This window comes from Rhodoferax sp. OV413 (assembly GCF_900104385.1).
Taxonomy (GTDB): Bacteria; Pseudomonadota; Gammaproteobacteria; order Burkholderiales; family Burkholderiaceae_C; genus Rhodoferax_B.
On the sequence record NZ_FNJA01000003.1, the window covers coordinates 181,957 to 208,955 of the forward strand.

25 protein-coding genes are annotated in these 26,999 nt (G+C 65.0%); 20 read left to right on the forward strand and 5 right to left on the reverse strand.

Annotation, left to right across the window (positions count from 1 at the left end; translation table 11 throughout):
* Window positions 1-118: 118 nt before the first annotated feature.
* A complete protein-coding gene (locus tag BLT66_RS12475) occupies window positions 119-1,390 on the reverse strand; it encodes an RsmB/NOP family class I SAM-dependent RNA methyltransferase (protein WP_092758042.1) in 1,272 nt (423 codons plus the stop codon).
* Between the two features lie 44 nt (window positions 1,391-1,434).
* On the opposite strand from BLT66_RS12475, the gene BLT66_RS12480 reads away from it, so the two are divergent.
* On the forward strand, window positions 1,435-1,698 hold the full coding sequence (locus BLT66_RS12480) for a DUF1653 domain-containing protein (RefSeq protein ID WP_092758043.1): 264 nt from the start codon (window positions 1,435-1,437) through the stop codon (window positions 1,696-1,698).
* Here BLT66_RS12480 and BLT66_RS12485 read toward each other — a convergent pair.
* Entirely contained in the window at window positions 1,686-2,819 is a 1,134-nt protein-coding gene (locus BLT66_RS12485) for an ATP-binding protein (protein ID WP_092758044.1), read from the reverse strand. The genes BLT66_RS12480 and BLT66_RS12485 overlap by 13 nt on opposite strands.
* A complete protein-coding gene (locus BLT66_RS12490; RefSeq protein ID WP_092758045.1) occupies window positions 2,807-3,547 on the reverse strand; it encodes a response regulator in 741 nt (246 codons plus the stop codon). The genes BLT66_RS12485 and BLT66_RS12490 overlap by 13 nt, the downstream gene beginning before the upstream one ends.
* 224 nt (window positions 3,548-3,771) lie before the next feature.
* On the opposite strand from BLT66_RS12490, the gene xopAW reads away from it, so the two are divergent.
* The 3 genes from xopAW (at window position 3,772) to BLT66_RS12505 (ending at window position 8,509) form a co-directional block, all read left to right on the forward strand.
* Complete coding sequence (xopAW, locus tag BLT66_RS12495; RefSeq protein WP_092758439.1) at window positions 3,772-4,566, forward strand: EF-hand domain-containing protein; 795 nt, start codon at window positions 3,772-3,774, stop codon at window positions 4,564-4,566.
* Between the two features lie 121 nt (window positions 4,567-4,687).
* Window positions 4,688-5,734 carry a LacI family DNA-binding transcriptional regulator gene (locus tag BLT66_RS12500; RefSeq protein WP_092758046.1) on the forward strand — a complete coding sequence of 349 codons (1,047 nt, stop codon included), beginning with the start codon at window positions 4,688-4,690 and terminating at the stop codon, window positions 5,732-5,734.
* 150 nt (window positions 5,735-5,884) lie between these two features.
* Window positions 5,885-8,509 (forward strand): beta-glucosidase family protein, encoded by a 2,625-nt coding sequence (locus BLT66_RS12505; protein WP_255406888.1) that lies wholly within the window; start codon window positions 5,885-5,887, stop codon window positions 8,507-8,509.
* A gap of 74 nt (window positions 8,510-8,583) precedes the next feature.
* Here BLT66_RS12505 and purN read toward each other — a convergent pair whose 3' ends face one another.
* Window positions 8,584-9,177, reverse strand: a complete 594-nt coding sequence (purN, locus tag BLT66_RS12510; RefSeq protein ID WP_092758440.1) for a phosphoribosylglycinamide formyltransferase — start codon at window positions 9,175-9,177, stop codon at window positions 8,584-8,586.
* A gap of 70 nt (window positions 9,178-9,247) precedes the next feature.
* On the opposite strand from purN, the gene BLT66_RS12515 reads away from it, so the two are divergent.
* Window positions 9,248-9,841: a YceH family protein gene (locus tag BLT66_RS12515; protein ID WP_369821602.1), complete on the forward strand. Its 594-nt coding sequence runs from the start codon at window positions 9,248-9,250 to the stop codon at window positions 9,839-9,841.
* Here BLT66_RS12515 and BLT66_RS12520 read toward each other — a convergent pair.
* A complete protein-coding gene (locus BLT66_RS12520) occupies window positions 9,838-10,395 on the reverse strand; it encodes an HNH endonuclease (protein WP_092758048.1) in 558 nt (185 codons plus the stop codon). The genes BLT66_RS12515 and BLT66_RS12520 overlap by 4 nt on opposite strands.
* A 165-nt stretch (window positions 10,396-10,560) precedes the next feature.
* Here BLT66_RS12520 and BLT66_RS12525 point away from each other — a divergent pair, with 165 nt between their 5' ends.
* The 15 genes from BLT66_RS12525 (at window position 10,561) to BLT66_RS12590 (ending at window position 26,995) form a co-directional block, all read left to right on the forward strand.
* A complete protein-coding gene (locus tag BLT66_RS12525; RefSeq protein WP_092758049.1) occupies window positions 10,561-11,598 on the forward strand; it encodes a bifunctional riboflavin kinase/FAD synthetase in 1,038 nt (345 codons plus the stop codon).
* A gap of 85 nt (window positions 11,599-11,683) precedes the next feature.
* Entirely contained in the window at window positions 11,684-14,506 is a 2,823-nt protein-coding gene (ileS, locus tag BLT66_RS12530) for an isoleucine--tRNA ligase (RefSeq protein ID WP_092758050.1), read from the forward strand.
* Window positions 14,506-15,015: a signal peptidase II gene (gene lspA, locus BLT66_RS12535; protein ID WP_092758051.1), complete on the forward strand. Its 510-nt coding sequence runs from the start codon at window positions 14,506-14,508 to the stop codon at window positions 15,013-15,015. The genes ileS and lspA overlap by 1 nt, the downstream gene beginning before the upstream one ends.
* A 128-nt stretch (window positions 15,016-15,143) precedes the next feature.
* On the forward strand, window positions 15,144-16,145 hold the full coding sequence (locus tag BLT66_RS12540) for a LacI family DNA-binding transcriptional regulator (protein ID WP_092758052.1): 1,002 nt from the start codon (window positions 15,144-15,146) through the stop codon (window positions 16,143-16,145).
* Window positions 16,146-16,188: 43 nt separating this feature from the next.
* Window positions 16,189-17,199 carry an ABC transporter substrate-binding protein gene (locus tag BLT66_RS12545; protein ID WP_092758053.1) on the forward strand — a complete coding sequence of 337 codons (1,011 nt, stop codon included), beginning with the start codon at window positions 16,189-16,191 and terminating at the stop codon, window positions 17,197-17,199.
* A 21-nt stretch (window positions 17,200-17,220) separates the two neighbouring features.
* Window positions 17,221-18,030: an ABC transporter permease subunit gene (locus BLT66_RS12550; RefSeq protein WP_092758054.1), complete on the forward strand. Its 810-nt coding sequence runs from the start codon at window positions 17,221-17,223 to the stop codon at window positions 18,028-18,030.
* A gap of 4 nt (window positions 18,031-18,034) precedes the next feature.
* Entirely contained in the window at window positions 18,035-18,832 is a 798-nt protein-coding gene (locus BLT66_RS12555; RefSeq protein WP_092758055.1) for an ABC transporter permease, read from the forward strand.
* Window positions 18,822-19,880 (forward strand): ABC transporter ATP-binding protein, encoded by a 1,059-nt coding sequence (locus BLT66_RS12560; RefSeq protein ID WP_092758056.1) that lies wholly within the window; start codon window positions 18,822-18,824, stop codon window positions 19,878-19,880. Before BLT66_RS12555 ends, BLT66_RS12560 begins: the two co-directional genes overlap by 11 nt.
* Window positions 19,877-20,701 (forward strand): phosphodiesterase, encoded by an 825-nt coding sequence (locus tag BLT66_RS12565; RefSeq protein ID WP_092758057.1) that lies wholly within the window; start codon window positions 19,877-19,879, stop codon window positions 20,699-20,701. Before BLT66_RS12560 ends, BLT66_RS12565 begins: the two co-directional genes overlap by 4 nt.
* Window positions 20,702-21,022: 321 nt before the next feature.
* On the forward strand, window positions 21,023-21,223 hold the full coding sequence (locus BLT66_RS26475) for a hypothetical protein (RefSeq protein ID WP_143029213.1): 201 nt from the start codon (window positions 21,023-21,025) through the stop codon (window positions 21,221-21,223).
* Window positions 21,224-21,259: 36 nt separating this feature from the next.
* A complete protein-coding gene (locus BLT66_RS12570; RefSeq protein ID WP_092758058.1) occupies window positions 21,260-23,452 on the forward strand; it encodes a phosphocholine-specific phospholipase C in 2,193 nt (730 codons plus the stop codon).
* A gap of 100 nt (window positions 23,453-23,552) precedes the next feature.
* A complete protein-coding gene (locus BLT66_RS12575; RefSeq protein ID WP_092758059.1) occupies window positions 23,553-24,329 on the forward strand; it encodes a DeoR/GlpR family DNA-binding transcription regulator in 777 nt (258 codons plus the stop codon).
* Between the two features lie 66 nt (window positions 24,330-24,395).
* Window positions 24,396-24,734 (forward strand): thioredoxin family protein, encoded by a 339-nt coding sequence (locus BLT66_RS12580; protein ID WP_092758060.1) that lies wholly within the window; start codon window positions 24,396-24,398, stop codon window positions 24,732-24,734.
* Between the two features lie 202 nt (window positions 24,735-24,936).
* The gene (locus BLT66_RS12585; protein WP_092758061.1) at window positions 24,937-25,611 is read left to right on the forward strand and encodes a response regulator transcription factor; all 675 of its coding nucleotides are present in this window, start codon (window positions 24,937-24,939) and stop codon (window positions 25,609-25,611) included.
* Complete coding sequence (locus BLT66_RS12590; RefSeq protein ID WP_176955042.1) at window positions 25,592-26,995, forward strand: sensor histidine kinase; 1,404 nt, start codon at window positions 25,592-25,594, stop codon at window positions 26,993-26,995. The genes BLT66_RS12585 and BLT66_RS12590 overlap by 20 nt, the downstream gene beginning before the upstream one ends.
* The last annotated feature ends 4 nt before the right edge of the window (window positions 26,996-26,999 follow it).

Sequence of the window (26,999 nt, forward strand, 5' to 3'; positions counted from 1 at the left end):
TAGCCTCAATGTTTTAATAAAGCCGGAGCTGTACAAAAAAGCCGGCAAGCCTTCTATTCTAAGTTAGAGGCCTGAATTTACCTAGTGCCCCGCCCCTAGTTGCACACGGGTAAGCGTGTTATTTCTTCTGCCAAACCGCCGCAAAGAAGCCGTCCGTGCCATGCCGGTGCGGCCACAGGCGCAAAAATTCGCCGCCGCTGACCGGGCCACTGCACAGGCTGGCCGCGTTTTCCACCTTTAGATGGGTCAGTACTTCGGCGGTTTCAAGGGGTACGAAATCTGGATTCGCAGCCGAGAACGCCAGCGCGATCTCTTCGTTTTCCGCGGGCAGGATGCTGCAGGTGGCATACACCAAGCGTCCGCCCGACTTGAGCAGGCGCGAGGCGCTTTGCAGAATCGCGGTCTGCTTGACCACCAGCTCCTCCACCGCCTTGGGCGATTGGCGCCACTTCATGTCCGGGTTCCGGCGCAGGGTGCCCAGGCCGGAACACGGCGCATCGACCAGCACGCGGTCGATCTTGCCGCTCAGGCGTTTGATGCGGTCATCGCGCTCGTGGGCGATGGCGGCGGGATGCACGTTCGACAAGCCACTGCGCGCCAACCGGGGCTTAAGTGCGTCCAGCCGGTGGCCCGAGGTATCGAAAGCGTACAAGCGCCCAGTGTTGCGCATGCCCGCACCGATAGCCAGGGTTTTGCCACCCGCACCGGCACAGAAATCGACCACCATCTCGCCGCGCTTGGCGTCGAGCAACAGGGCCAGCAACTGCGAACCTTCGTCCTGCACCTCGATGGCGCCCCGTGTGAAGGCATCCAGCTTGGTCAGCGCGGGCTTGTCGGTCAGGCGCAGGCCCATGGGCGAATACGGGGTGGCGACCGACTGGATGCCGGCCTTGGCCAGCTCTTTTTGCACATCGTCGCGCTTGGCGTTCAAGGCATTGACGCGCAAATCCAGGCCGGCGCCGTGGACCAGGCTTTCCACCAGCGGCCAGAACTCGTCTTTCAGCTGCTCTTTCAGCGGCTGCACCAGCCACTCGGGCAGGTTGTGGCGGTGCCGATCCAGCAGGTCTTCGGTCTTGACCTGGTCGCAGTTCTCCAGCCAGGTCTTTTCCTGGTCGGTCAGAGCTGCGTACAGGAAGTCGCGCGGGCCATGGAAGCCCAGAATCGCCAGCCGGCGCTGCTTGGAGCCGCTGCCCGAAGGCGCCAGGTGGTCGAACAACAGTTTCTTGCGCAGCACCGTGTACACGGTTTCGGCCAGGGTGGCGCGCTCGCGTGGGCCCAGCGAGCGGTTGTCGCGGAAAAACCGCGAAACCACCGAGTCGGCGGGATGTTCAAATTGGAGTGCGAGGCGGACGAGTTCAGAACACTCGTCGAGGAAGTCTTTAGGATGCATAACCCCGATTGTCCCACGCCGCCCTTTTCAAGCCAGCACTAGCCATGTCCGACGCCAACCTCCCCCCACTCATCACCACCCCGCCCGGCCGCTACCGCCACTACAAGGGCATGCTCTACGACGTGGTCGGCACGGTGCGCCACAGCGAGACGCTGGAGCCCATGACCCTGTACCGCGCCCTGTACGGCGAGCACGGCCTGTGGGTACGCCCGGCAGCCATGTTTCTGGAAGAAGTGGTGATTGACGGCCTGCGCCAGCCGCGCTTTCGCCGCGTGGCGGACGAACCAGCGGACGGTCAGGCCGGCTGACGCGGCAGCTGCAGGCTGGCGACCAGCCCGGCAGTCTCGCCATTGCGCAGCTGCAGCGCACCCTGGTGCCGGCGCGCAATGTCGTGCGCAATCGACAGGCCCAGGCCCACGCCGATATCCCTACCAACCTGGCCGCGCTGGCCGTAGCGCGGCAACTCGAAGCGGTAGAACGGCGCCAGCACCTTGCCCAGCTCCGACTCGGGCAGGCCCGGCCCGCGGTCATGTACCTCGATGCACAGCCGCTCGGCACTGTCCAGCAGCTGGATATGGGCCGCGCCGCCATAGCGGATGGCGTTGTCCACCAGGTTGCCGATGCAGCGGCGCAGGGCCGACAGCTGCGCCGGCAGCGGTGCGGCCACGCCACCAACGCTGACCTCGTGGCCCACGGCCAGTTGGTCGTCGGCCAGGCACTCGACCAGGGATTGCACATCCAGCAGCACCAAAGGTTCTTCTTGCGCGGTACCGCGCAGATAGTCCAGCGTGGCGGTGATCATCTGGTCCATCTGCACGATGTCGTGCTGGAAAGCGTGCTTTTGGGCGCAGTCGCCCAAGGCCTCGGCACGCAGCCGCAAGCGCGTCAACGGCGTGCGCAGGTCGTGGGATACCGCAGCGACAAAGCGGTCGCTCTCGTTCAGCTGCTGGCGGATCTGCGACTGCATCTGGTTGAACAAACGGCTCGCATCGCGGCACTCCGACGGCCCAACCTCCGGCAGCGGCGGGTGGTCAAGATCCTGGCCCAAGGCCTTGGCAGCGCTAGCCAGGCGGCGGATCGGCGCCGACAGCCAGCGCGCGCCAATCCAGGCCGCCGCCACCAGAGCCGCCACGCGCACTCCAATGTCCAGCCACAGGCCCGGCAAGCTGGGAAAGCCGGCCGCCGCCATTTCGGGCGGAGGTGGCGGCGGTTGCCGGTGGAATTCGATGAAAGGCTTGGACACCGGGCGCATCAGCGCTGGCGCCGTGGGGGGCGGCTCCATGCGCCGGTCCGGCGGTGGGCCCAGCTGGAACAGCATGGTCAACGCCAGCCCATGGCCGGCCAGCACCGCAGCCGACAGCAGCAAAGCCAGCCGCCCAAACAGGCTGGACGGCAACAGGCGCCGAAGTAAACGCCTCAGAGCGGCCACGCGGGCTGGCCCTGCACCGACCTGGCGTTGAACATATAGCCCGCGCCGCGCACGGTTTTGATGATGGACGGCGCATCCGGCGACTCGCGCAGCTTCTGCCGCAGCCGCGACACCAGCAGATCGATGCTGCGCTCGAACGCATCCATCGCCCGGCCCCGCGCCTGCTCCATCAGCTGGTCGCGGCTCAGCAAGCGGCGCGGCCGGCTCAAGAAGGTACACAGCAGGCGGAATTCGGCATTCGACAAGGGCACGACCAGGCCGGTGGGCGAAGTCAACCGCCGCTCATGGCGGTGCAGCACCCATTGGTCGAAGTGCACCACGTCGCTGCCCACCTCCTGCAGTATCCGGTCGTGCACGGTGGCAGCGCGGCGCAGCACGGTCTTGATGCGTGCCACCAGCTCGCGCGGCTCGAAGGGCTTGCTCATGTAGTCGTCGGCCCCCATCTCCAGCGCCAGCACCCGGTCGTGCGAATTCGAGCACGCCGTCAACATGATGATGGGAATGCGGGAACGCTGGCGCAGCTCACGGGTCAGGCTCAGACCGTCGATGCCGGGCAGCATCATGTCCAGCACCACCAGGTCGATGGGCTGTGCGGCCAGCTGCATGCGCATGCCGGGTCCGTCGTGTGCCGTGTGGGTACAAAACTCAAAACCCGACAGGTAATCCTGTAACAAGCTGGTGATGCCGTGGTCATCATCCACCACCAAAATTTGCCGAGAGGGCTTCATATATCGTCCATTTCGCCGAAAAGTGTAGGTAGACAACACCCCCTTGAAGACACAAACAGGCATGTCTTTACCTTTCTTTTCCGGCGCTTCAACCGCGATTTGTACCAAGCCAGATACATGCCGGACAAACGCCGTTTACAGCAAGGCACAAGAATCAGATAGCCACCCAGCGCCGCGCACCCCGGTGGCAGCCCCTACGATTTGCGCTTGAAAAAGGAACCATGATGTCCAGCATCAGCAGTGTCAGCAACAGCAGCAGCGCATGGGCCGCAGCCAACGCCCCGCGCAGCGGCAACAAAGACAAATTGTTTGCCAAGGTCGATGCGGACAGCAGTGGCGGCGTCGATAGCGGCGAGCTGCAAACCCTGCTCGACAAGGTGTCGGAACGCACCGGCATCACCAACACCAATACCGCTGCGGGCCTGATGACGCAGCTCGACAGCAATGGCGACGGCAGCCTGAATGCCGACGAACTGGTCAACGGCATCACCAGCATCGTGCCCCTGCCGTCCACCATGGAATTCGCCCAGACCCGGGCCAGCAACGACAGCTTCGCCAGCCTGGATACCGACGGCGACGGCAAGCTGACCGAAGCTGAGTTCGGTGCCGGCCGCCCGCAAGGCGCCGGTGGCCCGCCTCCCGCCGGCCCGCCACCGAGCAGCAGTACCGACACAAGCACCTACGACCCGTTGGACACCAACAAAGACGGGATCGTCTCGGCCGCCGAAGCCGCCGCCGGCGCCGCCAGCGGCACGACCAGCGCCACCGGCACCCTGGAAGCCCTGCTGCAGGCCATCGACAGCAACCAGGACGGCCAGCTCAGCGACAGCGAGATCGACACCCTGGCCCAGCAGGTCGACAGCGCCATGGAAACCCTGCAAAAAGCCTCCGCCAGCAGCAATGGCTCGGACAGCATCGACCTGAACCAGCTGGCCCAGCAACTGCTCAAGCAGTACACCAGCATGGCTGCGGGCAGCGCCAGCACCGCCACCGGCTCCACCGTCAGCGTTACAGCATAAGAACAGGCTCTGGCGCTCATTTAATCTGCGCGACCAGCTACATATTCAATAGCATTGATGGCGACGGGCACGCCACGGGTAGTCGCCCGTGTGCGGCCGTGTTACAGCTACCATCGCGGCTATGACCGAGACCTCGCCGCCCGCCCAGCCCACCCCGCCCGCCGAACGCAAGCGGCGCAGCGCCAGCGTCACAGTGAACGACGTGGCCCTGCTGGCCGGCATTTCGGCGATGACGGTTTCGCGCGCCATCAACACCCCGGACCGGCTGCCGCCCGCCACCCTGGCCAAAGTGCAAGCCGCCATCGCCGCCACCGGCTATGTGCCGAATCTGCTGGCCGGCGGGCTGCGCTCCAACAAAAGCCGGCTCGTCGCGGCCCTGGTGCCCACCCTGGTCAGCCCGGTGTTCAATGAAACCGTCCAAGCCCTGACCTCGGCGCTGCGCGGCTATGGCTACCAGCTGATGCTGGGCCAAAGCGGCTATGCCGAACCGCTGGAGGACGAACTGCTGGGCGCCATCATCGGCCGCCGGCCGGACGGCATAGTGCTGACCGGCGTGGTGCACTCCGCCGAGGCGCGGCGCCGGTTGCTGGCGTCTGGCATTCCCGTAGTGGAAACCTGGGACCTGAGCCCCGAGCCCATCGACATGCTGGTCGGCTTCTCGCACAGCGCAGTGGCCGAGGCCGTATGCCGGCACCTGCATGCGCACGGCCGGCGCCGGCTGGCGGTGATCAGCGGCGACGACGAACGCGCGCAACGCCGCAGCCAGGCCTTTGTCGCCACCGCCCTCAGCCTGGGTTTGGCCGAGCCGCTGGTCCAGCAAGTGCCCGCCCCCACCACCCTGGGCAGTGGCCGCAGCGCTCTGCGGGCCCTGCGGGCCCAGAGCACCGATTTCGACGCGGTGTTCTGCAGCTCCGACATGCTGGCCCTGGGTGTGCTAACCGAAGCCCAGGTGCTGGGCATCGCCGTGCCCACAGAATTGGCGGTCATGGGCTTTGGCGACCTGGATTTTGCCCGGGACCTGCACCCCGCACTCACCACCGTGCGCATAGACGGCACGCAGATCGGCATTGAGGCCGCACGCTGCATCGTCGACCGCGTCGAAGGCCGCGCCATCCCCCAGCACACCATCGATATCGGCTTCACGATCATCGAACGCGCCAGCGTTTAGGCCGCAGGGCCACCTAGGGATACCTCTAAGTCATTTGCATTGACTCTCAAATTGTTAACGATAACAATAAAAGTTAACGTTACCAAATTAAGAGTTCGACACAAGTCCCACTCCTGCTTTGGGTTCCGCTTTCACAACCAGGAGACAAAAATGCGTCAAAAGCTGCGGCCCGTTTCACACCGTCCATCGTCCAACAAGAGCCGAGGGCAAATACTGAGCCCCCGTAAAACTGCACTCGCCCTGGCCCTGGGGACAGCTCTGGCTGTTGGACTCGTCGCCTGTGGCGGCTCCGACAGCTACAACGGCAATGCGTGGATGAGGCCTTCTCTTGTTGCCCAGCAAGCCGCAGCCAGCACCGATGCTGCCAAGGAGGCCGTCGCCAACCAACGCGCGAAGCTGCTCGTGCAAGCCATGACCACCGAGCAAAAAATGCAGCAGTTGACCGGCAGCATGCCGGAGCTGTTACCCGAGCTGCCCGAGTGCTACGGCGCACGGCACGTGAGCGGAATCGCGGCGCTGAATATTCCGACCTTCCGGATCACCAATGGCCCGGTCGGTCTGGGCCAGAACGACTGTGTATCGAAAAGCGTGTATGACGAGGTCAAAGCCGGTACCAAGTTTTTCACCGCCGCCTATACCCATCCCACGTCGGCCAAAGCGACCGCGCTGCCCTCGGCCATCTCCGCAGCGGCTTCGTTCGATCCCGGCGTTGCGACCGCCTATGGCAATGTCATCGGCACCGAAATGAACAACCTGGCGCTGCATGTGTTCGAGGCACCGGGTGTCAACATGGCCCGCCTGCCCATCCTCGGGCGGAACTTCGAGTATTTCGGCGAAGACCCGTACCTGACCGGCACGATGGGTGTGGCCGAGGTCAAGGCTGTCCAGGCCAAGGGGCTGATCGGCATGCCCAAACATTTCGTTGGTAACGAGCAAGAAACCAACCGCATGAAGATCCAGGAAACCATAGACCCGCAGGTGCTGCGGGAAATCTATCTGTTGCCGTTCGAAATGACCGTCAAGGACGGCAAGGCGGCATCCATCATGTGCGCGTACAACTCGGTCAACGGCCTCAACTCATGCGAAAACAAGGCCTTGCTCACGGGCGTGCTGCGCGACGACTGGGGTTTTACCGGCTACGTGCAATCTGACTTTTTCACGGTAAAAAGCACGGTCGGCCCCATGCTGGGCGGCATGGACCACGAAATGCCGATTCCGCAGTTCTGGTCCAAGACCAACCTGACAGCGGCACTCACCGCCGGCACCATCACCACAGCGATGTTCGACAAGTCGCTAGAACGCCGCTACACGCAGATGTTCAAGTGGGGCATCTTTGACCGCCCGCTGAAACAAACACCGATCGACTTCGCCAGCAACGGCCAGGTGGCGCGTGACATTGGCACCAAGGCGGCTGTGCTGCTGCAAAACAACGGTGCGTTGCCGTTTGCATCCTCCGCGGCCAAGCTGGTGCTGATCGGCAAGGCTTCGCAGGTCTATGCGCAGCAGGCGGTCGCTGGCGGCGCAGTAGTCGGCAAGGCCATGGGCGGCGGCGGCGGCAGTTCCGACGTGGTGCCCAACTACACCGTGGCGCCGCTGGAGGGCATCAAGAACATGCTCACAAGCCTGGGCAACACCACGGCAACGGTTCAGCTGATCCTCGTCGATGACGCCAATGCCACGGCCACCATCGACGGCGTGTCCGCGTCCTTTGCCGACGTCACAGCCGCTGCGGCAGGCGCCGATGCCGTCATCGTGATGGCCGGCACCATCGCCGAAGAAGGCGCAGACCGGGCGACCACCCAGGACGGCAGTTCGCTGTCTTCCGTCACCGTACCCCTGGCTGCAGGCGCCACTGCTGCCGATGGCAGCAGCCTCGACTGGTATGCATCCGCTTCACTCACCACTCCTGCCACGGCCACCGGCACGAATGCGGTGAAGAACAGCAATACCGTCGCCATGGTCAAGGCCATCATGGCCGTCACCTCGACCACCGCCAAGGCCATGGCCCAAAAGACGGCATTGGTGCTGAAAGACAACGCAGGCGTGGCCATGGACCCGGCTCTGGTGGGCACTTCCGGTCCGTCGATCCTGGAAGTCTGGTTCCCAGGCCAGGAGGACGGCAACATCGTCGCCGACCTGCTGTTTGGAAGAAAGAACCCTTCGGGCAAACTCCCGGTCACCTTTCCCTATGCGGGTAAGGGCTTCCTGGACAGCCTGACGACTCAGCAGTTCCCGGGTGTAGTGGCGGCGGACGGCGTGACCCAGACCGTCACCTATTCGGAGCAACTCAACATCGGCTACCGCTGGTACGACAGCAATGTCAGCGGCCAGTGTGCGGTGGTGAATGGCAGCAATCCCTGCGTCGCGTTCCCATTCGGCCATGGTCTGTCCTACACGACCTTCAACGTGGGAGCCTCCAGTGTGGCGCGCAACACGATCACCGGCTCCTATGAGGTCAAGGCCACGGTAACCAACACGGGGTCGCTTGCCGGGTCCGAAGTCGTCCAGGTCTACCTGTCCTTGCCCGCCAGTGCCAGCAGCGTAGGCGCAGCCCAACCACCCAAGCGGCTCACCGGGTTTCAGAAGGTGGAATTGGCACCCGGCGCGTCCAAACAGGTCGTCATCTCGATCGATCCGTCGGGCGCCAACCATCCCTTGAGCGTTTGGAGCACGGCAAGCAATGCCTGGGTCATCCCGGCTGGCCAGTACACGGTGCACGTGGGTAAATCGTCATCCCCCAAGGATCTTGCGCAGGCAGGCAACTTCAGCCGCTAAGGTCGTCACGGGACCAGATTGCTGGGAATTTATAGAAAACAGGGCTCCAGCGCAGCTGATACCTGCGCCAGCAGCTACATTTTCTGTAGCAAATTAGCAATCACCCGCGGATACAGCAGGTGCTCCTGGGTCAGTACCCGGGCCGCCAGGGTCTGGGCGGTGTCGCCGGGCAGCACCGGCACCACCGCCTGGCCGAGGATGGGGCCATGGTCCAGCTCGGCGGTCACCTGGTGCACGGTGGCGCCGGCGAAGCAGCAGCCGGCATCCAGCGCCCGCTGGTAGGTATTCAGGCCGGCAAACGCCGGTAGCAAAGACGGGTGGATGTTGACCATCCGCCCCGCATAGCGCTCGACAAAACCCGGCGTCAGGATGCGCATGAAGCCGGCCAGCACCACCAGCGCGGGCTCATAGCGGTCGATCACCTGGGCCAGCTGCGCATCGAACGCGGCGCGCGGATCGACCGCATCGGCGAAAGCCTTGTGCTCCACCACCTCGGCCGCCAGCCCCTGGGCCCGGGCAAAGTCCAGCCCGCCGGCCGTGGCCTTGTTGCTCACTACCGCCACCACTTTGGCGCCGAAACGCCGCGCCCAATCGTCGCGCAGCGAGGCGCGGACGATGGCCGCCATATTCGAGCCGCCGCCAGAGATCAAAATAACAATGTTTTTCATACTGACCGGAATTATCCCTGTGACCACCACCCTCCTCTCGCCCACCGAAGCCCGCGTGCTCGCCACCTTGATGGAAAAAGCCCGTACCGTGCCCGACAGCTACCCGATGTCGCTGGTCGCGCTGCTCAGTGGCTGCAACCAGAAAACCAGCCGCGACCCGATCATGACCCTGAGCGAAGCCGAAATCGCCGAGGCCCTGGGCACACTGAAAGACCTGGCCCTGGTACGCGAATCCAGCGGCAGCCGGGTGACGCGCTTCGAGCACAACTTCCAGCGCGGCATCGGCGTACCCGAGCAATCGGCCGTCATTCTGGGCCTGCTGATGCTGCGCGGCCCGCAAACCGCTGGCGAGCTGCGGCTGAATACCGAGCGCTGGTACAAATTTGCCGATATTTCCTCGGTGGAAGGCTTTCTGGACGAAATGCTGGAGCGCAGCGAAGAAAAAGGCGGCCCACTGGTGGTCAAACTGGCCCGTGCACCCGGCGAACGCGAGCAGCGCTGGGCACATCTGCTGTGCGGTCCGGTGGATATCAATGCCCCCGCAGCCCCCGCGGGTAGCGGCAACACCAGCCGGCTGGAAGCCCGGATCGAAACCCTGGAAGAAGAAGTGGCCCAATTAAGGGCCACGGTACAGAAGCTGTGCGCTGAGCTGGGGATCGGCTAAATCAGCAGCCTAGACGACTTCGGCACATGGGCCATCAGAAACTCCATCTGGTCGGCCAGGATGCGGCGGTTGCGCAGGATGAAGTCTTCCCACAGGCTGGGCACATAGGGCGTGTACAGCAGCGGCATGTGCGCCTGCTCGGGCGTACGGTTGCTCTTGCGGTGGTTGCAGGCACGGCAGGCGGTGACCACATTCATCCAGGTGTCGGCGCCCTTTTGGCCCAGGGGTTTGATGTGTTCGCGGGTCAGCACTTCTTCGTGGAAGCGGTTGCCGCAGTAGGCGCAGACATTGCGGTCGCGGATAAACAGTTTGGCGTTGGTCAGGCTGGGGCGCAGGTCGAAGGGGTTGATATTCGGCACGCCGCGGGTGCCGATGATGCTGTTGACGGTGATGATCGACTGCTCGCCCGTGATGGCGTTGTGCCCGCCATGGAACACCGCCACCTGCGCGCCCATCTCCCAGCGCACCTCTTCGGCAGCGTAGTGGACAACGGCCTGCTCCAGCGAAATCCACGACTGGGGCAGCCCTTGGGCTGAGAGCTTCAAGACCTTCACGAAAACGCCTCCTGGATCAATTGATAGACCACTTACCGGAAATGCACCCAAGGCTTTGCTGCCTTGTATCTGTCTGCTGCGTCACAATATACATTGTTTCTATGAACATTGAGCTGACAGCGCTTATTACACGGGCGCAATACGCTATCAAAAAGATAACGATACATGCTGGTTTTTCGCGGCTTCCAACACCCTGGCATCGCGCCCCAATGCGCCCTGACGATTGGCAATTTTGACGGCGTGCACCGTGGCCACCAGGCCATGCTGGCGCTGCTGATCAACGAAGCCCGGCACCGCGGCATTCCCAGCTGCGTGATGACCTTCGAGCCGCACCCGCGCGATTACTTCGCCAAAGCCACCGGCCAGCCCGACCTGGCGCCGGCCCGCATCGCCACCCTGCGCGACAAGCTCACCGAACTGCACCGCTGCGGCGTGGACCAGACAGTGGTGCTGCCGTTTGACGCCAAATTCGCCGCCCAATCGCCCCAGGCCTTCATAGACGACGTGCTGGTGCGCGGCATGGGCGTGCGCTATGTGCTGGTGGGCGACGACTTCTGCTTCGGCGCCAAGCGCGCCGGCGACTACGCGATGCTGGACGCCGCCGGCGAAGCCCAAGGCTTCGACGTGGCCCGCATGAACAGCTACGAGGTGCACGGCACCCGCGTCTCCAGCTCCAATGTGCGCGCCGCCCTGGTTGAAGGCCGCATGGACGACGTGGCCCGCCTGCTGGGCCGGCCGTTCAGCATCAGCGGCCACGTGGTGCACGGGCGCAAGCTGGGCCGGCAGCTGGGCGAGTCCGCCGCCGGTCGCAACGACGGCTTCCGCACCCTGAACCTGCGCTTTGCGCACTGGAAACCCGCCGCCAGCGGCATCTTTGCGGTACGGGTGCATGGCTTAGGAGATGGACCGCTGATCGGCGTCGCCAACCTGGGTATCCGCCCCTCGCTGGACCCGAACGACATCAACGGCGGCCGGGTGCTGCTGGAAACCCATTGCCTGGACTGGCCTGCCGCGCTGGGCCCCGAGGGGGCCTACGGTAAAATCATCCGCGTGGAACTGCTGCACAAACTGCATGACGAACTGAAATACGACAGTCTGGACGCCCTTCAAATCGGCATCGCCAAGGACTGCGACGAGGCACGCGCGTATTTCAAGACCTTGCACGCCGAAACCAGCCGCCAGACGACGCGCGACCGAATTTAGACGATCTCCTTGCTGCCCGCGCAGCCAAAAGATCTTGCGGCCCACGTGTGTCGGCTGCCTCCCCAACGTGCCATTCGAAAATCCCATGACCGAATCAACCGCTCCTGACTACCGCAGCACCCTGAACCTGCCCGACACCCCGTTCCCCATGCGCGGCGACCTGCCCAAGCGCGAACCCGGCTGGGTCCAGGAATGGGAAGACAAAGGCCTGTACAAGCGCTTGCGCGACGCCCGCCTGGGCGCGCCCAAGTTCGTGCTGCACGACGGCCCGCCCTATGCCAACGGCAACATCCACATCGGCCACGCCGTCAACAAGATCCTGAAGGACATGATCGTCAAGGCGCGCCAGCTCAAGGGCATGGACGCCACCTATGTGCCGGGCTGGGACTGCCACGGCCTGCCGATCGAGAACGCCATCGAAAAACTGCACGGCCGCAACCTCCCGCGCGACGAAGTGCAGGCAAAAAGCCGCGCCTTCGCCACCGAGCAGATAGCAGGACAGATGGCCGACTTCAAGCGCCTGGGCGTGCTGGGCGAGTGGGACAACCCGTACCGCACCATGGACTTCGGCAACGAGGCCAACGAGATCCGCGCGCTGAAACGCATCATGGAACGCGGCTTTGTGTACCGCGGCCTGAAGCCGGTGTACTGGTGTTTCGACTGCGGCAGCTCGCTGGCCGAGTTCGAAATCGAATACGCCGACAAGAAGTCGCAAACCCTGGACGTGGGCTTTGAATGCGCCGAGCCCGAAAAGCTCGCCGCCGCCTTCGGCCTGGAGAAACTGGTGCAGCACGCCTACGCCGTGATCTGGACCACCACCGCTTGGACCATCCCGGCGAACCAGGCGTTGAACCTGAACCCGGCCCTGACCTACGCCCTGGTGCAGACCGAGCGCGGCATCCTGCTGCTTGCGGCCGACCTGGTGGAAAAAGCCATGGCCCGCTACGCGCTGAACGGCACGGTGCTGGCCACCACGCTGGGCGAAAAGCTGGCGAACATCAACTTCAAGCACCCGTTCTACGATGTAGACCCCGGCTACCAGCGCCTGAGCCCGATCTTCCTGGCCGACTACGCCACCGCCGACGACGGCACCGGTATCGTCCACTCCTCGCCCGCCTACGGGGTAGAGGATTTCAACTCCTGCGTGGCCAACGGCATCAAGACCGACGACATCCTGAACCCGGTGCAGGGCAACGGCCGCTACGTGGACGAGCTGCCGCTGTTCGGCGGCCTGAACATCTGGAAGGCTGCGCCGCTGGTGATCGAAAAGCTGCGCGAACACGACCGCCTGTTTGCCACCGAGACCATCACCCACAGCTACCCGCACTGCTGGCGCCACAAGACGCCGGTGATCTACCGCGCCGCCGCCCAGTGGTTCATCCGCATGGACGAGGGCCAAGGCGTGTTCACCAAGGACAAGGCGCGGCAAACCCTGCGCCAGCTGGCGCTGAATGCCATCGAGGAAACCAGCTTCTACCCCGAGAACGGCAAGACCCGTCTGCGCGACATGATCGCCGGCCGGCCCGACTGGTGCATCAGCCGCCAGCGCAACTGGGGCGTGCCGCTGCCCTTCTTCATCCACACCGCCACCGGCGAGCTACACCCGCGGACGATGGAAATCATCGACCAGGCCGCGGCCATGGTGCAGGCCGGCGGCGTGGAAGCCTGGAGCAAGGCCACGGCCGAATCCATCATCGGCGCCGATGCGGAGAACTACACCAAGGTGAATGACATTCTGGACGTGTGGTTCGACTCCGGCACCACGCACGAGCACGTACTGCGCGCCAGCCACAAAGCGCAATCCGCCTGGCCGGCCGACCTGTACCTGGAAGGCCATGACCAGCACCGCGGCTGGTTCCACAGCTCGCTGCTCACATCCTGCGCGATGTACGACCACGCGCCCTACAAGGGCCTGCTGACGCACGGCTTCACCGTCGACGGCCGCGGCCGCAAGATGAGCAAGAGCGAAGGCAATGTGATCGCGCCGCAAGAAGTCAGCGACAAGATGGGCGCCGAGATCATCCGCCTGTGGTGCGCCTCGACCGACTACTCGGGCGACCTGGGCATAGACGCGAAGATCCTGGCCCGCGTGGTCGATACCTACCGCCGCATCCGCAACACGTTGAAGTTCCTGATGGCCAACGTCAGCGACTTTGACCCGGCGACGGATGCCGTTCCGTTTGATGAACTGCTGGAGATCGACCGCTATGCCTTGAGCCGTGCAGCCCAGCTGCAGGCTGACATCCTGGCGCACTACGAGGTGTATGAATTCCACCCGGTGGTCGCCAAGCTGCAGGTGTACTGCTCGGAAGACCTGGGCTCGTTCTACCTGGACGTGCTGAAAGACCGGCTCTACACCACCGCGCCGAAATCGCTGGCCCGCCGCAGCGCCCAAACCGCGCTGGCGCAGATCACCCATGCCATTCTGCGCTGGATGGCGCCGTTCCTCAGCTTCACGTCCGAGGAAGCCTGGAAGATCTTCGGCAGCAGCGAATCCATCTTCCTGGAAACCTATGCCGAGCTGGCCGCACCCAACGCCGCGCTGCAAGCCAAGTGGAGCCGCATCCGCGAGATCCGCGACGCGGTGAACAAGGACATCGAAGTGCTGCGCGCCAATGGCGAAGTCGGCGCTTCGCTGCAGGCGAATGTGGAGCTGACCGTGCCGGCCGACGACTACGCCCTGCTGTCCAGCCTGGGCGCCGACCTGAAGTTCGTGTTCATCACCTCTGCTATCAACTTGGTAGCTGGTGACGCACATAACATCAGCGTCAAAGCCAGTTCTGATGCCAAATGCGAGCGCTGCTGGCATTACACGCCGGACGTGGGCAGCGATGCCGCCCACCCCACCATCTGCGGCCGCTGCAGCAGCAACCTGTATGGCGCCGGCGAAACCCGGGTGTTTGCGTAATGGCGGGCAAAGGCAAAACCACTTTCGGCAAGTCCAGCGCCAGCTGGTTACCCTGGCTGGGCCTGGCGCTGATCATCCTGATCGCCGACCAGTTCGCCAAGGTGTTGATCGTGGGCTACTACCGCCTGGGCGACAGCACCTATGTCACCAGCTTCTTCAACATCGTGCGCGCGCACAACACCGGCGCGGCGTTCTCCTTCCTGCACGATGCGGGCGGCTGGCAGCGTTGGTTCTTCACCGGCATCGGTGTGGCCGCGGCGCTGTTCATCATCTACATGCTGCGCAAGCATGCGGGGCAGAAGCTGTTCTCGTTTGCCATGGCCTGCGTGCTGGGCGGCGCCATCGGCAATGTGATCGACCGGCTGATGCACGGCTATGTGGTGGACTTCTTGGACTTCCACTGGCGCGGCATGCATTTCGCGGCCTTCAACCTGGCCGACGCCGCGATCACCCTGGGCGCCATCTGCCTGATCCTGGACGAACTGCTGCGGGTCAAGCGCGGAAAATAAGCTGCCTACCCATCCCTAGAGCCCGCTGATGCGGGCTTTTTTTTGCCCCACGTTTGCGCCGGTGCACCTGTCATCACGGTGTCACGCCCAGCTTGTCCAATGAAAACGTTTTCAGTCAGGACAACAACGTGAGCATCCGAGAAGTAGCAGAGCAGGCCGGCGTATCCATGGCCACCGTATCGCGGGTTTTCAACCGTCCCGACACGGTGAATGCCGTGACGCGCGCCCACGTGCTGCAAATGGCGCAAACCCTGGCCTATCTGCCCAATGCCAGCGCCCGCAGCCTGCGCACCCAGCGCAGCCGGGTGATCGGCGTAGTGCTGCCTACCCTGCTGAATCCGGTGTTCGCCGAATGCCTGGACGGCATTGCCAAGGCCGCCAGCGCCGCCGGCTACGCCATCCTGCCCATCACCACCGACTACCGGCTGGAGAGCGAAGAACAGGCCGTACAGCAGCTGCTGGCCGGCAATGTGGACGGCATGCTGCTGGTGGTGTCCAACCCCGCCACATCCACCGCGCTGGCCCGGCTGCGTGCGGCCCATCTGCCCTATGTGCTGGCCTACAACCAGCACCCCGATCACCCCTGCGTGTCGGTGGACAGCGAATTGGCCGTGCGCGAGCTTGTGGCGCGGCTGGCCGCACTCGGCCACCGCCGCATCACGCTGATCAGCGGCCAGTTGGCGGCGTCCGACCGGGCCCAGCAACGCCAGCGCGGCTTCTGCGCAGGTATGGAAGCGCTGGGGCTGGACGGCACGCAATGGCTGGAAGTGCCGTTTGTCGAAACTGCCGTACAAGACATATGCACGCTGCTGCAGCGCAGCCCCCGCCCCACCGCGCTGGTGTGCTCGAACGACCTGCTGGCGATCCGCAGCATCCGCGCCGCACACCTGGCCGGCCTGCGCGTGCCGCAGGACATCAGCGTCACCGGCTTTGACGGCATTGCGCTGGGCGAAGACCTGACGCCCATGCTCAGCACCATCACCCAACCAAATGCCGACATCGGCCGCCACGGCGTGCAACTGCTGGTGGCCGCCATGGCGGCCGGCGCAGCGGTATCGCCCGACGCCAGCGTGCTGCTGGCCCATGGTTTTCGCACCGGTGAGTCCTGCGCCCCGGTGCTGCAGTCATAACAAGAAGCTACGTCCCCCACCCATTTACTTCAACGGAGTCTTTATGCGTAAACCTTTCCAAACCCTGGCGCGCGCCGCGCTATTGGCACTCGGCCTGGCCGGTGCCAGCGCCATGGCACAAAACGCCATCTGCTACAACTGCCCGCCCGAATGGGCCGACTGGGCCAGCCAGATCAAGGCCATCAAAGCCAAGACCGGCATCACCGTGCCGCCCGACAACAAGAACTCCGGCCAGTCGCTGGCGCAGATGGTGGCCGAGAAAGCCAGCCCCGTTGCCGACGTGACCTACCTGGGCGTGACCTTCGCCATCCAGGCGCAAAAAGAAGGCGTGGTTGCCGCCTACAAACCCGCCGGCTGGGCCGATATTCCCGACGGGCTGAAAGACCCGCAAGGCCACTGGTTCACCATCCATTCCGGCACCATGGGCTTCATGGTGAATGTGGATGCGCTCAAGGGCAAGCCTGTGCCGCAGTCCTGGGCTGACCTGCTCAAGCCCGAGTACAAGGGCCTGATCGGCTACCTGGACCCGGCCTCGGCCTTCGTCGGCTACGTCGGCGCCGTGGCGGTGAACCAGGCGCGCGGCGGCACGCTGGACAACTTCGGCCCGGGCATCGACTACTTCAAGGCACTGCAAAAGAACGAACCCATCGTGCCCAAGCAAACCGCCTATGCGCGCGTGCTGTCGGGAGAGATCGCCATCTTGCTGGACTACGACTTCAACGCCTACCGCGCCAAGTACAAAGACAAGGCCAACGTGCAGTTCGTCATCCCCGCTGAAGGCAGCTTGGTGGTGCCCTATGTGATGAGCCAGGTAGCGAATGCGCCGCACGCCGACAACGCCCACAAGGTGCTGGACTTCGTGCTGTCCGATGAAGGCCAGGCGCTGTGGGCCAATGCCTATCTGCGTCCGGTGCGCGCCACGGCCATGCCCAAGGAAATCCAGGCCCGCTTCCTGCCCGCCAGCGAATACGCCCGCGCCAAGACCGTGGACTACGCCAAGATGGCTGCAGTGCAAAAAGCCTTCTCGGACCGCTACCTGAAAGACGTGCAGTAAACCTGCACAGAGGCGCTCCGCATGACTTCCCCTTCCCGCCTGCTGGGCGCCTGCGCGGCGCCGGCCGTGGCCTTTTTTGCCGCCTTCTGGCTGCTGCCGGTGGTGCGCCTGTTCGCACTGCCGGCTGACAAAGGCTGGGCCACCTATTTCGCGGTGCTGACCGACGGCCGCTACCTGCACAGCCTACTGAACACGCTGGGCCTGTCGCTGGCCGTCACCTTGGCCACGCTGCTGCTCGGTGGCTTGGTCGGCATTACGCTGGCGCGGCAGCGCTTCAGGGCCAAGCCGCTGCTGCTGTCGCTGCTGACCCTGCCGCTGTCCTTCCCCGGTGTGATCATCGGTTTCTTCATCATCCTGCTCGGTGGCCGCCAGGGCCTGGTGGCCGATCTGACCGAGTGGCTGGGCCTGGGCCGCACCACGTTTGCCTACGGGCTGACGGGGCTGTTCCTGGGCTATCTGTACTTTTCGCTGCCGCGCGCCATCGCCACCTACACCGCTGCCGCCAGCGCCATGGATGCGCAGCTGGAAGAAGCCGCGCGTTCGCTGGGCGCATCCCGCTGGCGCGTTGCCAGAGACGTATGGATTCCCGAGCTGGCGCAGACCACGCTTGCGTGTGGCGCTATTGTTTTTGCAACATCCATGGGTGCCTTCGGCACGGCCTTCACCCTGGCCAGCAAGTTTGAAGTGCTGCCGATCACGCTCTATAACGAGTTCACCAACTACGCCAACTTCGCGCTGGCCGCCAGCCTGTCGATCACGCTGGGCATCATTACCTGGCTGAGCCTGTTCCTGGCCCGCCATGCGGCCGGCCCGGCGGCAGCGGGGGCATAAGACCATGGTCCATCCACGACAACTCCCCTTCTTGCTGCCGGCGTTGACCGCGCTGGTCAGCGTCTTCATGCTCGCGCCCATCGCCTTGTCGGTGCTGGCCGGCCTGGTCAACAACTACAGCACCGGCCTGGCCAGTGGCCTGACCCTGCGCTGGATCAGCGAGGTGCTGGACGTGTACGGCGGCACCGTGGCGGCGTCGCTGCTGCTGGCGCTGCTCAGCGTGGTCGGCTGCCTGCTGCTGGGCGTGCCCTGCGCCTATGCGCTGGCGCGCAGCCGATCCCGCTGGGCACGATTGTTTGAAGAGCTGCTGACCCTGCCGGTGGCCGTGCCCGGCCTGGCCACCGCGCTGGCGCTGATCCTGGCCTACGGGCAGCTGCGCGAATTCCGCCAGAGCTTTGCCTTCATTTTGGTCGGGCACCTGGTGTTCACGCTGCCGTTCATGGTGCGCACCGTCGGCGCGGCGTTTCGCCGGCATGAACTGCTGGCGCTGGAGGAAGCCGCGCGCTCACTGGGCGCCAGCTTTGGCCAGCGCTTCATGGGCGTGCTGGTACCCGCCGTGCTGCCCGCCATCGTGGCCGGCAGCCTGATGGTCTTCACCCTGTCGGTCGGCGAATTCAACCTGACCTGGATGCTGCACACGCCGCTGACGCGCACCCTGCCGGTGGGCCTGGCGGACAGCTATGCGTCGATGCGCATCGAGATCGGCTCGGCCTACACCCTGGTCTTTTTGCTGGTCATCCTGCCGGTCTTGTGGGGCTTGCAATGGCTAGGACACCTTATTGAGAAACACCATGGAACTTGAACGCACGCGCGTCGATGTGATTGATTGCGCCAAAACCTATGCCGATGGCACGCGCGGCCTGCAGCCCACCACACTGGCGATCGAGCCCGGCGAGGTGCTGGCCCTGCTCGGCCCATCCGGCTGCGGCAAAACTACCTTGCTACGCCTGATCGCCGGGCTGGAAACGCCGGACGCCGGCAGCCGCATCCTGTTCGGCGGCGATGACGTAACCGCGCTGGCCATCGAGCGGCGCGGCATCGGCATGGTGTTCCAGCACTACGCGCTGTTTCCGCAGATGTCGGTGGCGGCCAACATCGGCTACGGCCTGCGGATTCGCGGCGTCAGCGCCGATGAACAGCGCCGCACCGTCGGCGAGCTGGTTGATCTGGTGCGCCTGAACGGCCTGGAAAACAAGCGCCCGGCCGAGCTGTCCGGCGGCCAGCGCCAGCGCGTGGCCCTGGCCCGCGCGGTGGCGGTGCGCCCGCGCGTGCTGCTGCTCGACGAGCCGCTGACCGCGCTGGACGCCAAGCTAAAGGAATCGCTGCGCGACGAACTGGCCGAGCTGCTGCGCCGCCTGCACATCACCGCCATCCACGTGACCCACGACCAGCAAGAGGCGCTAGCCATTGCCGACCGCCTGGCGGTGATGCAGGCCGGCCGCATCGTGCAGGTGGGCGACGGTGAAACCCTGTACCGCCGCCCCGGGCATCCGTTTGTGGCGAGCTTTCTGGGCCGGGTAAATACTTTGCGCCGCGACAACCCGGCGCTGCTGCGCAACCTGCTGCCGCTGGGTGGTCTGCTGCTCGAATGCCCTCCCGCCCGCGCCGGCCAGAGCGCGCTGCTGGTGCGCCCGGAAGATATCCACATCGGCCCGGTGCACTCCGGCGCCGGCCAGGCCGTGGTGCAGCGCCGCAGCTTTCTGGGCGACCGCTTGCAGCTCACGCTGGCATTGGCCGACCAGGCGCCGCTAAACGCCGAAGTGCCGCGTGACCACCCGGCCAAGGTGGGCGACACCGTGGGCATCCACATCGCCCCCGAACGCCTGATGTCCTGCGAGGAGATGGCATGACGACCCTGCTGCTGCAACTCTCCGACCTGCACATCCGCGAACCTGGCCGCCTGGCCTATGGCCGGCTCGACACCGCGCCATATTTGCAGCAAGCGGTGGACACCGTCCTGCGACTACCGCAGCAGCCCGATGCGGTCGTCATCACCGGCGACCTGACCGACTTCGGCCGCGCCGCCGAGTACGCGCATCTGCGCAGTCTGCTGGCACCGCTGACCATGCCGGTGTACCTGATGCCCGGCAACCACGACGACCGCGAACAGCTGCGCGCCAGCTTTGCCGACCACGGCTATTTGGGCAACAGCGGCTTCGTGCAGTTCAGCGTAGAGGTGGGCGATTTGCAGCTGGTCGCGCTCGACACAGTCGTGCCCGGCTCCAGCCATGGCAGCCTGTGCGACCAGCGCCTGCAGTGGCTGGCCGACACGCTGGACCAGAACCGCAACCGCCCTGTCGTCATCGCCATGCACCACCCGCCGTTTGCCACGCTGATCGGCCACATGGACGACATCGGCCTGCTGCAAGGCGCAGCCGAGCTGGAAGCGCTGGTGGCCCGGCACCCGAATGTGGAGCGCATCATCTGCGGCCATCTGCACCGCAGCATCCAGGTGCGTTTTGGTGGCAGCATCGCCATGACCGTGCCCTCGCCGGCCCACCAAGTGTGTCTGGATCTGGCGCCCGACGCGGCATCGGCCTGGACTCTGGAGCCGCCCGGCTTTGCGCTGCATGCGCTGGGCAATGGCGGGCAGTTGGTCAGCCATCTGGTGGCCAGCGGCGTGTTTCCCGGCCCCTATCCGTTCCACGACGGCGGCCAGTTGATCGACTGAAGCCATTCGCTATTAAAAACGTAGCTACTAGCGCAATCAGTACCTGCGCCAGCGGCCTGTTTTACATAAATCCGCCCAACACCAGCCCGTAAAAAAATCCCTTGCCATGGAGTCCGTGGCAAGGGATTTTTTACGTCTGTGCAAAACCCAAACAAGAACCACAAAGTCACACAAACGTAACTTTGAACACATAGCATCAACTGACCTGACCGGGCAGCGGATGCCATCCAAACCGTGCTTCACGCCGCACACATCGGCGCGGCACGCTACATCGCTGCAACGGGACAAGGCCATTTTTTGACCTCCACCTTGGAACCCACCATGCACACAAGCCAAGCCCACCGGCACAGCCGATCTACCGCGGCACAGCCTCTTTCCACACGCCCACGCGCTGCCCGTCTGCTACGCTGGGGCCAAGTCCTTGCCGGCGGCCTGGCGGTATGCCTGGCGCTGAGCGGTTGCGGCGGCGGTGACAACAACGGCTCCGACGGCAAGGCCCGCGACGTGCGCTGCGCCCGCTGATCGGCATTTCCACAAACAAACACATTCCCACACACCATGACACTCAATCGCCGCAACTTCCTGCGCTCCGCCGCCACCGCTGCCGGCTCTACCGCAGCACTCACCATGTTCCCGCCCGCCATCCAGAAGGCCCTGGCGATCCAGGCCAACAATGCCACCGGCACCATCCGGGACGTAGAGCACATCGTGGTGCTGACGCAAGAAAACCGCTCGTTTGACCACTACTTCGGCAGCCTGAACGGCGTGCGCGGCTTTGCCGACCGCTTCCCCATTCCGGTGGCCACGCGCAACGGCGTCAGCGGCAAAACCGTGTGGTTCCAGCCGAATGCCACGCCCGGCGCCAGCCCGGCCTGGATCGCGCCGTTCCACCTCAACACCACGCAGAACTTCGAGTACATGCGCGTCGAGGGCACGCCGCACAGCTGGTCCGACGCGCAGCAGGCCTGGGACCTGGGCCGCATGGGCCAGTGGACCGCTGCCAAGCGCAACCATTCGATGGGCTACTTCGACAAGACCGACATCCCGTTCCAGTACGCGATGGCCAATGCCTTCACCCTGTGCGACGCCTACCACTGCGCCAGCCAGACGGGTACCAACACGAACCGCCTGTTTCTGTGGACCGGCACCAACGACCCGCTGAAGCTGGGCAACGGCCCGGCGATCTCGAACGTCTACGACTGGTTCGATGCGGACGAGGGCGACGGCGGCTACAGCTGGACCACCTACCCCGAGCGCCTGCAGTCTGCCGGCATCACCTGGCAGGTGTACGAGGACATGGACGACAACTTCACCGACAACTCGCTGGCCGGCTTCCAGGTCTTCCGCGCCGCGTGGAACCAGACGCTCGGCTACTCGGAGCAGCTGCGCCAGCGCGGCATCAGCACCCGCAAGCTGGACAAGCTGAAGGAAGACGTGGTCAACGGCACGCTGCCGCAAATCAGCTGGATCGTGGCCCCCGCCGCCGATTCCGAGCACCCCGGCCCGTCCAGCCCCGCACAAGGCGCCGACTACACCGCCCGCGTACTGGATGCGCTGACCGCCAACCCCGATGTGTGGAGCAAGACCGTGCTGTTCATCAACTTCGATGAGAACGACGGCTTCTTCGACCATATGCCGCCACCGGCCGCACCGTCCTATGAAACCTGGAACGCCGACCCCACCAGCGCGGTGCTGGCCGGCGACTCCACCGTCAGCCTGGTGGGCGAGCACCACAACAACATCCAGAGCTACGACGACACGCCCAGCCAGCAGCAATGGAAGCACCGCCCCTACGGCCTGGGCCCGCGCGTGCCCATGTATGTGCTGTCGCCCTGGAGCAAGGGCGGCTGGGTGGATTCGCAGGTGTTTGACCACACCTCGGTGATCCGCTTCATGGAAGCCCGCTTTGGCGTGGTGGAGCCCAATATCTCGGCCTGGCGCCGGGCCGTCTGCGGCGACCTGACCAGCGCCTTCAACTTCGCCGACCCGAACAACACGGCCTTCTTCAGCAACCTGCCCTCGACCCTGGCTGCGGCCGATCGGGCGGCTGCCTTGCCCGGCAGAACCACGCCGGCCTTGCCGGGCACCACCGCCATGCCGGTGCAGGAGCAAGGCACGCGCCCCTCGCGCGCACTGCCCTACGAGCTGCATGTAACCGCCGTCTGCGTACCCGGCACCCAGCAGCTCAAGCTCAGCTTTGCCAACACCGGCCAGGCTGCGGCGGTGTTCCATGTGTACGACCGCCTGCACCTGGACGGCCTGCCCAAGCGCTACACCGTGGAGGCCGGCAAGCAGCTCGCCAACAGCTGGTCGCTGGCTGCTGACAACGGCGCCTATGACCTGTGGGTGCTGGGCCCGAATGGCTTCCACCGCCACTTCACCGGCAACGCCAAGACCCTGGCCGCGGCCAACCAGCCGAACCCCGAAGTACAGGTGTGCTACGACATCGCCAATGGCGACCTGATGCTCAAGCTGCACAACACCGGCGCGGCGGCCTGCAGCTTCAGCGTGGTGGCCAATGCCTATTTTGGCAACGCAGCCCAGACGCTATCAGTGGCGGCGGGTGGCGAAGGCGCGCTGAGCTGGGCGCTGAAAAGCAGCGGCTACTGGTATGACTTTACCGTCACCGTGCCCGCGCTGAAAGGATATACCCGGCGCTTTGCCGGGCGCCTGGAAACCGGCAAGCACTCGATCAGCGACCCGGTGATGTTTGGCGCAGCGCAGGCAGACCAACTGGTGATCGCCCTCTGACCTGCTGGAACGCAGCGTCCTAGAATGGCCAGCCGGCACGCGGCTGGCCATTCCTCTGTTTGCAGAGCTCTGTTTTTGACCTGCCTATCCCCGCTTTGCCATGCTTCCAGACCAACGCTACCAGCGCATACGCGCCCTGCTGAGCAACTTTCAGCAGGTCACCACCGAACGCATCGCCACCGACCTGGCGGTATCCCGCGAAACCGTGCGCCGCGATGTGGCGGCGCTGGAATCTCTGGGCGAACTGCGCCGCATCTACGGCGGCGTGGCGCGCACAGACCCCGAACCCGAGGCGCCGCTAAAAGAGCGCGCCAAAGCCCAGCGCGAAGAAAAACGTGCCATCGCCCGCGTCGCCGCCCAGCTGTTGCTGCCCGGCCAGGCGGTGTTCATTGACGCCGGCAGCACGGTGTCGTTGCTGGCCGAAGAGCTGGCCTCGCTGCGCGGGCTGACGGTCATCACCAATTCCTTCGACGTGGCGCTGAAGCTCAGCGTGCCCGACAGCCAGGGCCAGCAGCGCCACCACGTGCATGTGCTGGGCGGCACGCCTACCGCCAGCATCGCCGCCAACTACGGCGCCAGCACGGTGGCAGAAATCCTGCGCTGGCGCGTCGACTGGGCGATGCTGTCGCCGGTGGCCATCGCCGCCGACCACGGCGCCAGCAACTACGAAACCGGCGAAGCCGAGGTCGCCCGCGCCATGGCCGGCCAGGCGGGGCACACCGTCATCCTGGCCGACCACAGCAAGATCGGCCAGCGCAGCCGCGTGGGTTTTTGCCCGGTGGGCGGCATTTACCAGCTCATCACCGACAAACGCGCGCGCAAGCTGGCGGCGCTGACGGCCTTGCAAGACGCCGGCTGTAAGGTGGTGCTGGCCTGATACAGCGCGCAGGCTTAACATGTGCCCACCCCGCTGATGTGCCCCGCCCTCCAGAAAGAAGTACCCATGGCCAAGGAATACGGCGCCGAGCCACCCCGCACCGACATCGACAGCGCACCCGGCGCGATGGTGCTGGAGTTTGGCGACGCCTACTGCGGCATCTGCAGCGCCGCCCGCCCGGCCATCGAACAGGCGCTGGCCATGCGGCCCGATGTGCGGCACTTGAAGATTGCCGATGGCCGCGGCCGGCCGCTGGGACGATCCTTCGGCATCAAGCTCTGGCCGACCCTGGTGTTTCTGCAGGACGGCCACGAGGTGCAGCGGCTGGTACGGCCCATGGCCGCGCAGCCGATTGCGCAAGCGCTGCAGGCCTTGAAAAGCAAGCAGCCAAGCCGATGCTATTGAATAAATAGCAGATACCGCAGGTTCTATAAGCGCCAGAGGCCTAAAAGGCTTGTATTTCCTGCCATGCGACGGCGCCCGTTGCCACAAACTTTCGTCCGGAAAGTCGGCAGTAAGAGAGGTGTACGCACAATGACCGGCATGCACAGCCCCGTCCACTCCTTTCGCCCCATCTGCCCCATCCCCCGCCTTGCGGCCTGACACCATGGGTCGCATTGCACTTGTTGAAGACCATGAACGCCTGGCCCTGCTGGTGTGCAAGGCGCTGGCCCAGGTGGGCATTCTGGTGGACGCGTTCCCGCGCATCGACGCCGCCTGGCCGGCCCTGCGCAATGGCGACTACGAAGCCGCGGTGATCGACCGCGGCCTGCCCGATGGTGACGGCATCGACCTGGTGCGCCGCCTGCGCCAGGCCAAGCAGCCGATTCCCTGCCTGATGCTGACCGCGCGCGACGCGCTGCACGACCGGGTCGATGGCCTGGAATCGGGCGCCGACGACTACCTGACCAAACCCTTCGCCATGGAAGAGCTGGTGGCCCGGGTGCGCGCGCTGACGCGCCGGCCCACCCAGCGGCTGGATGCAATACACGGCTTCGGCGACATCCAGGTCCGGCCCGACGGCGGCATGCTGGTCTGCGGCCAAGAGGTCGTGACCCTGGCGCCGGCCGAGATGCAGATCATGCTGGTCCTGCTGCGCAGCGGCGGCAAAACCGTGCGCCGCACCAGCCTGGAGCTGGCCGCCTGGGGCCTGGCCGAGGCGGTGACACCGAATGCCCTCGACGTGGCGCTGCACCGTATGCGCCGCAAACTGCTGGCGATCGGCTCGGCGGTGCGCATTGTCAATACGCGAGGCCATGGCTATGCGCTGGTCGAGGTGTAAGTGGTTCCGCAGCCTGCGCGGGCGCCTGCTGGCCGCCTATGCGGTGGGCGTGCTGATCGTTGCCGCGGTGCTCAGCGGCTTGTTCGTGCTGATCTTCGTTTCGCAGGACGACGGCGCCGCGCGCCACCGCATGCTGCAGGACATCGCCACTAAGACCGCCGGCCATCTGCAGCGCCATCCTGACGGCACGCCGCGCGGCATCGAGCAACCGCCGGAACTGCAGTGGCTGTACAACGCGTTTCCGCGCGATATCGAGTTCCGCGTGGTGGACGCGCAAGGCCAGGTGGTGCTGCGCGTGCACCCCCACGAGCAGCTGCTGCCGGTGGACTTCCACCGCCCGCCCGCGGTCGGCGTGGTCGATCTGCAGGTCAACGGCGCGGCCGTACAGCTGGCCACGGTGCCGGTGGCCGACACGCCGCCCGGCCATCTCTACTACCTGCAGGCCGTCGCCAGCGAACGCATTCTGGAACTGGCCCAGCTTGCGGCCCGCAGACCGGTGGGCGGCAGCCTGGTGGTGACGCTGCTGGTGTCGATACCGGTGCTGATCGGGCTGATGCTGCTGGCGCTAAAGAGCCTGCTGCGCCCGCTGCGCGAAACCTCCGAGGCCGCGGCCCACATCGATCCGCGCAACCTGTCGGCCCGCTTGCCGATAGACAACGTGCCCACCGAGCTGGTGCCACTGATCCACGCCTTCAACCAGGCACTGCAGCGGCTGGAGCAGGGCTTTCGGGTGCAGCAGCAGTTCCTGGGCGCGGCCGCCCATGAGCTGAAAACCCCGCTGACCCTGATGCGCGGCCAGATCGAACTGGACGGCACGGCCGACCGCGAAGCCCTGCTGATGGACATCGACGTGATGGCCCGCCAGGTACACCAGCTGCTGCACCTGGCCGAAGCCAGCGAAGCCCACAACTACCAGATAGCCTCGATTCCGGTCGTCGAAGTAGCGGTGGAAGCCGTGGGCTTTCTGTCGCGCCTGGCCGACCGCCACGGCGTGCAGCTGGACCTGCAGCTGCCCGCCCAGGCGGTGCACTGGCCGGGCGACAAGAGCGCGCTATTCACCCTGCTGAAGAACCTGCTGGAAAACGCCATCCAGCACTCTGAGGCCGGCGGCGTGGTAACCCTGGCGGTGCATGCGCAGGGCCTGAGCGTGCGCGACGAAGGCCATGGCATTGCTGCCGAGCACCGGCCCCATGTGTTCGAGCGCTTCTGGCGCGGCCCGGGCCACAGCAGCGGCACCCACAGCACGCCGCAGGGCGCCGGCCTGGGCCTGCCGATCTGCCAGGAAATCGCCCTGGCCCATGGCTGGCGCATCAGCATCGGCGACACCGAAGTGGGCGCGCTGTTCCGCCTGAGCGTCCAAACCCCTCCACCGATTAACTCTTGAAAGG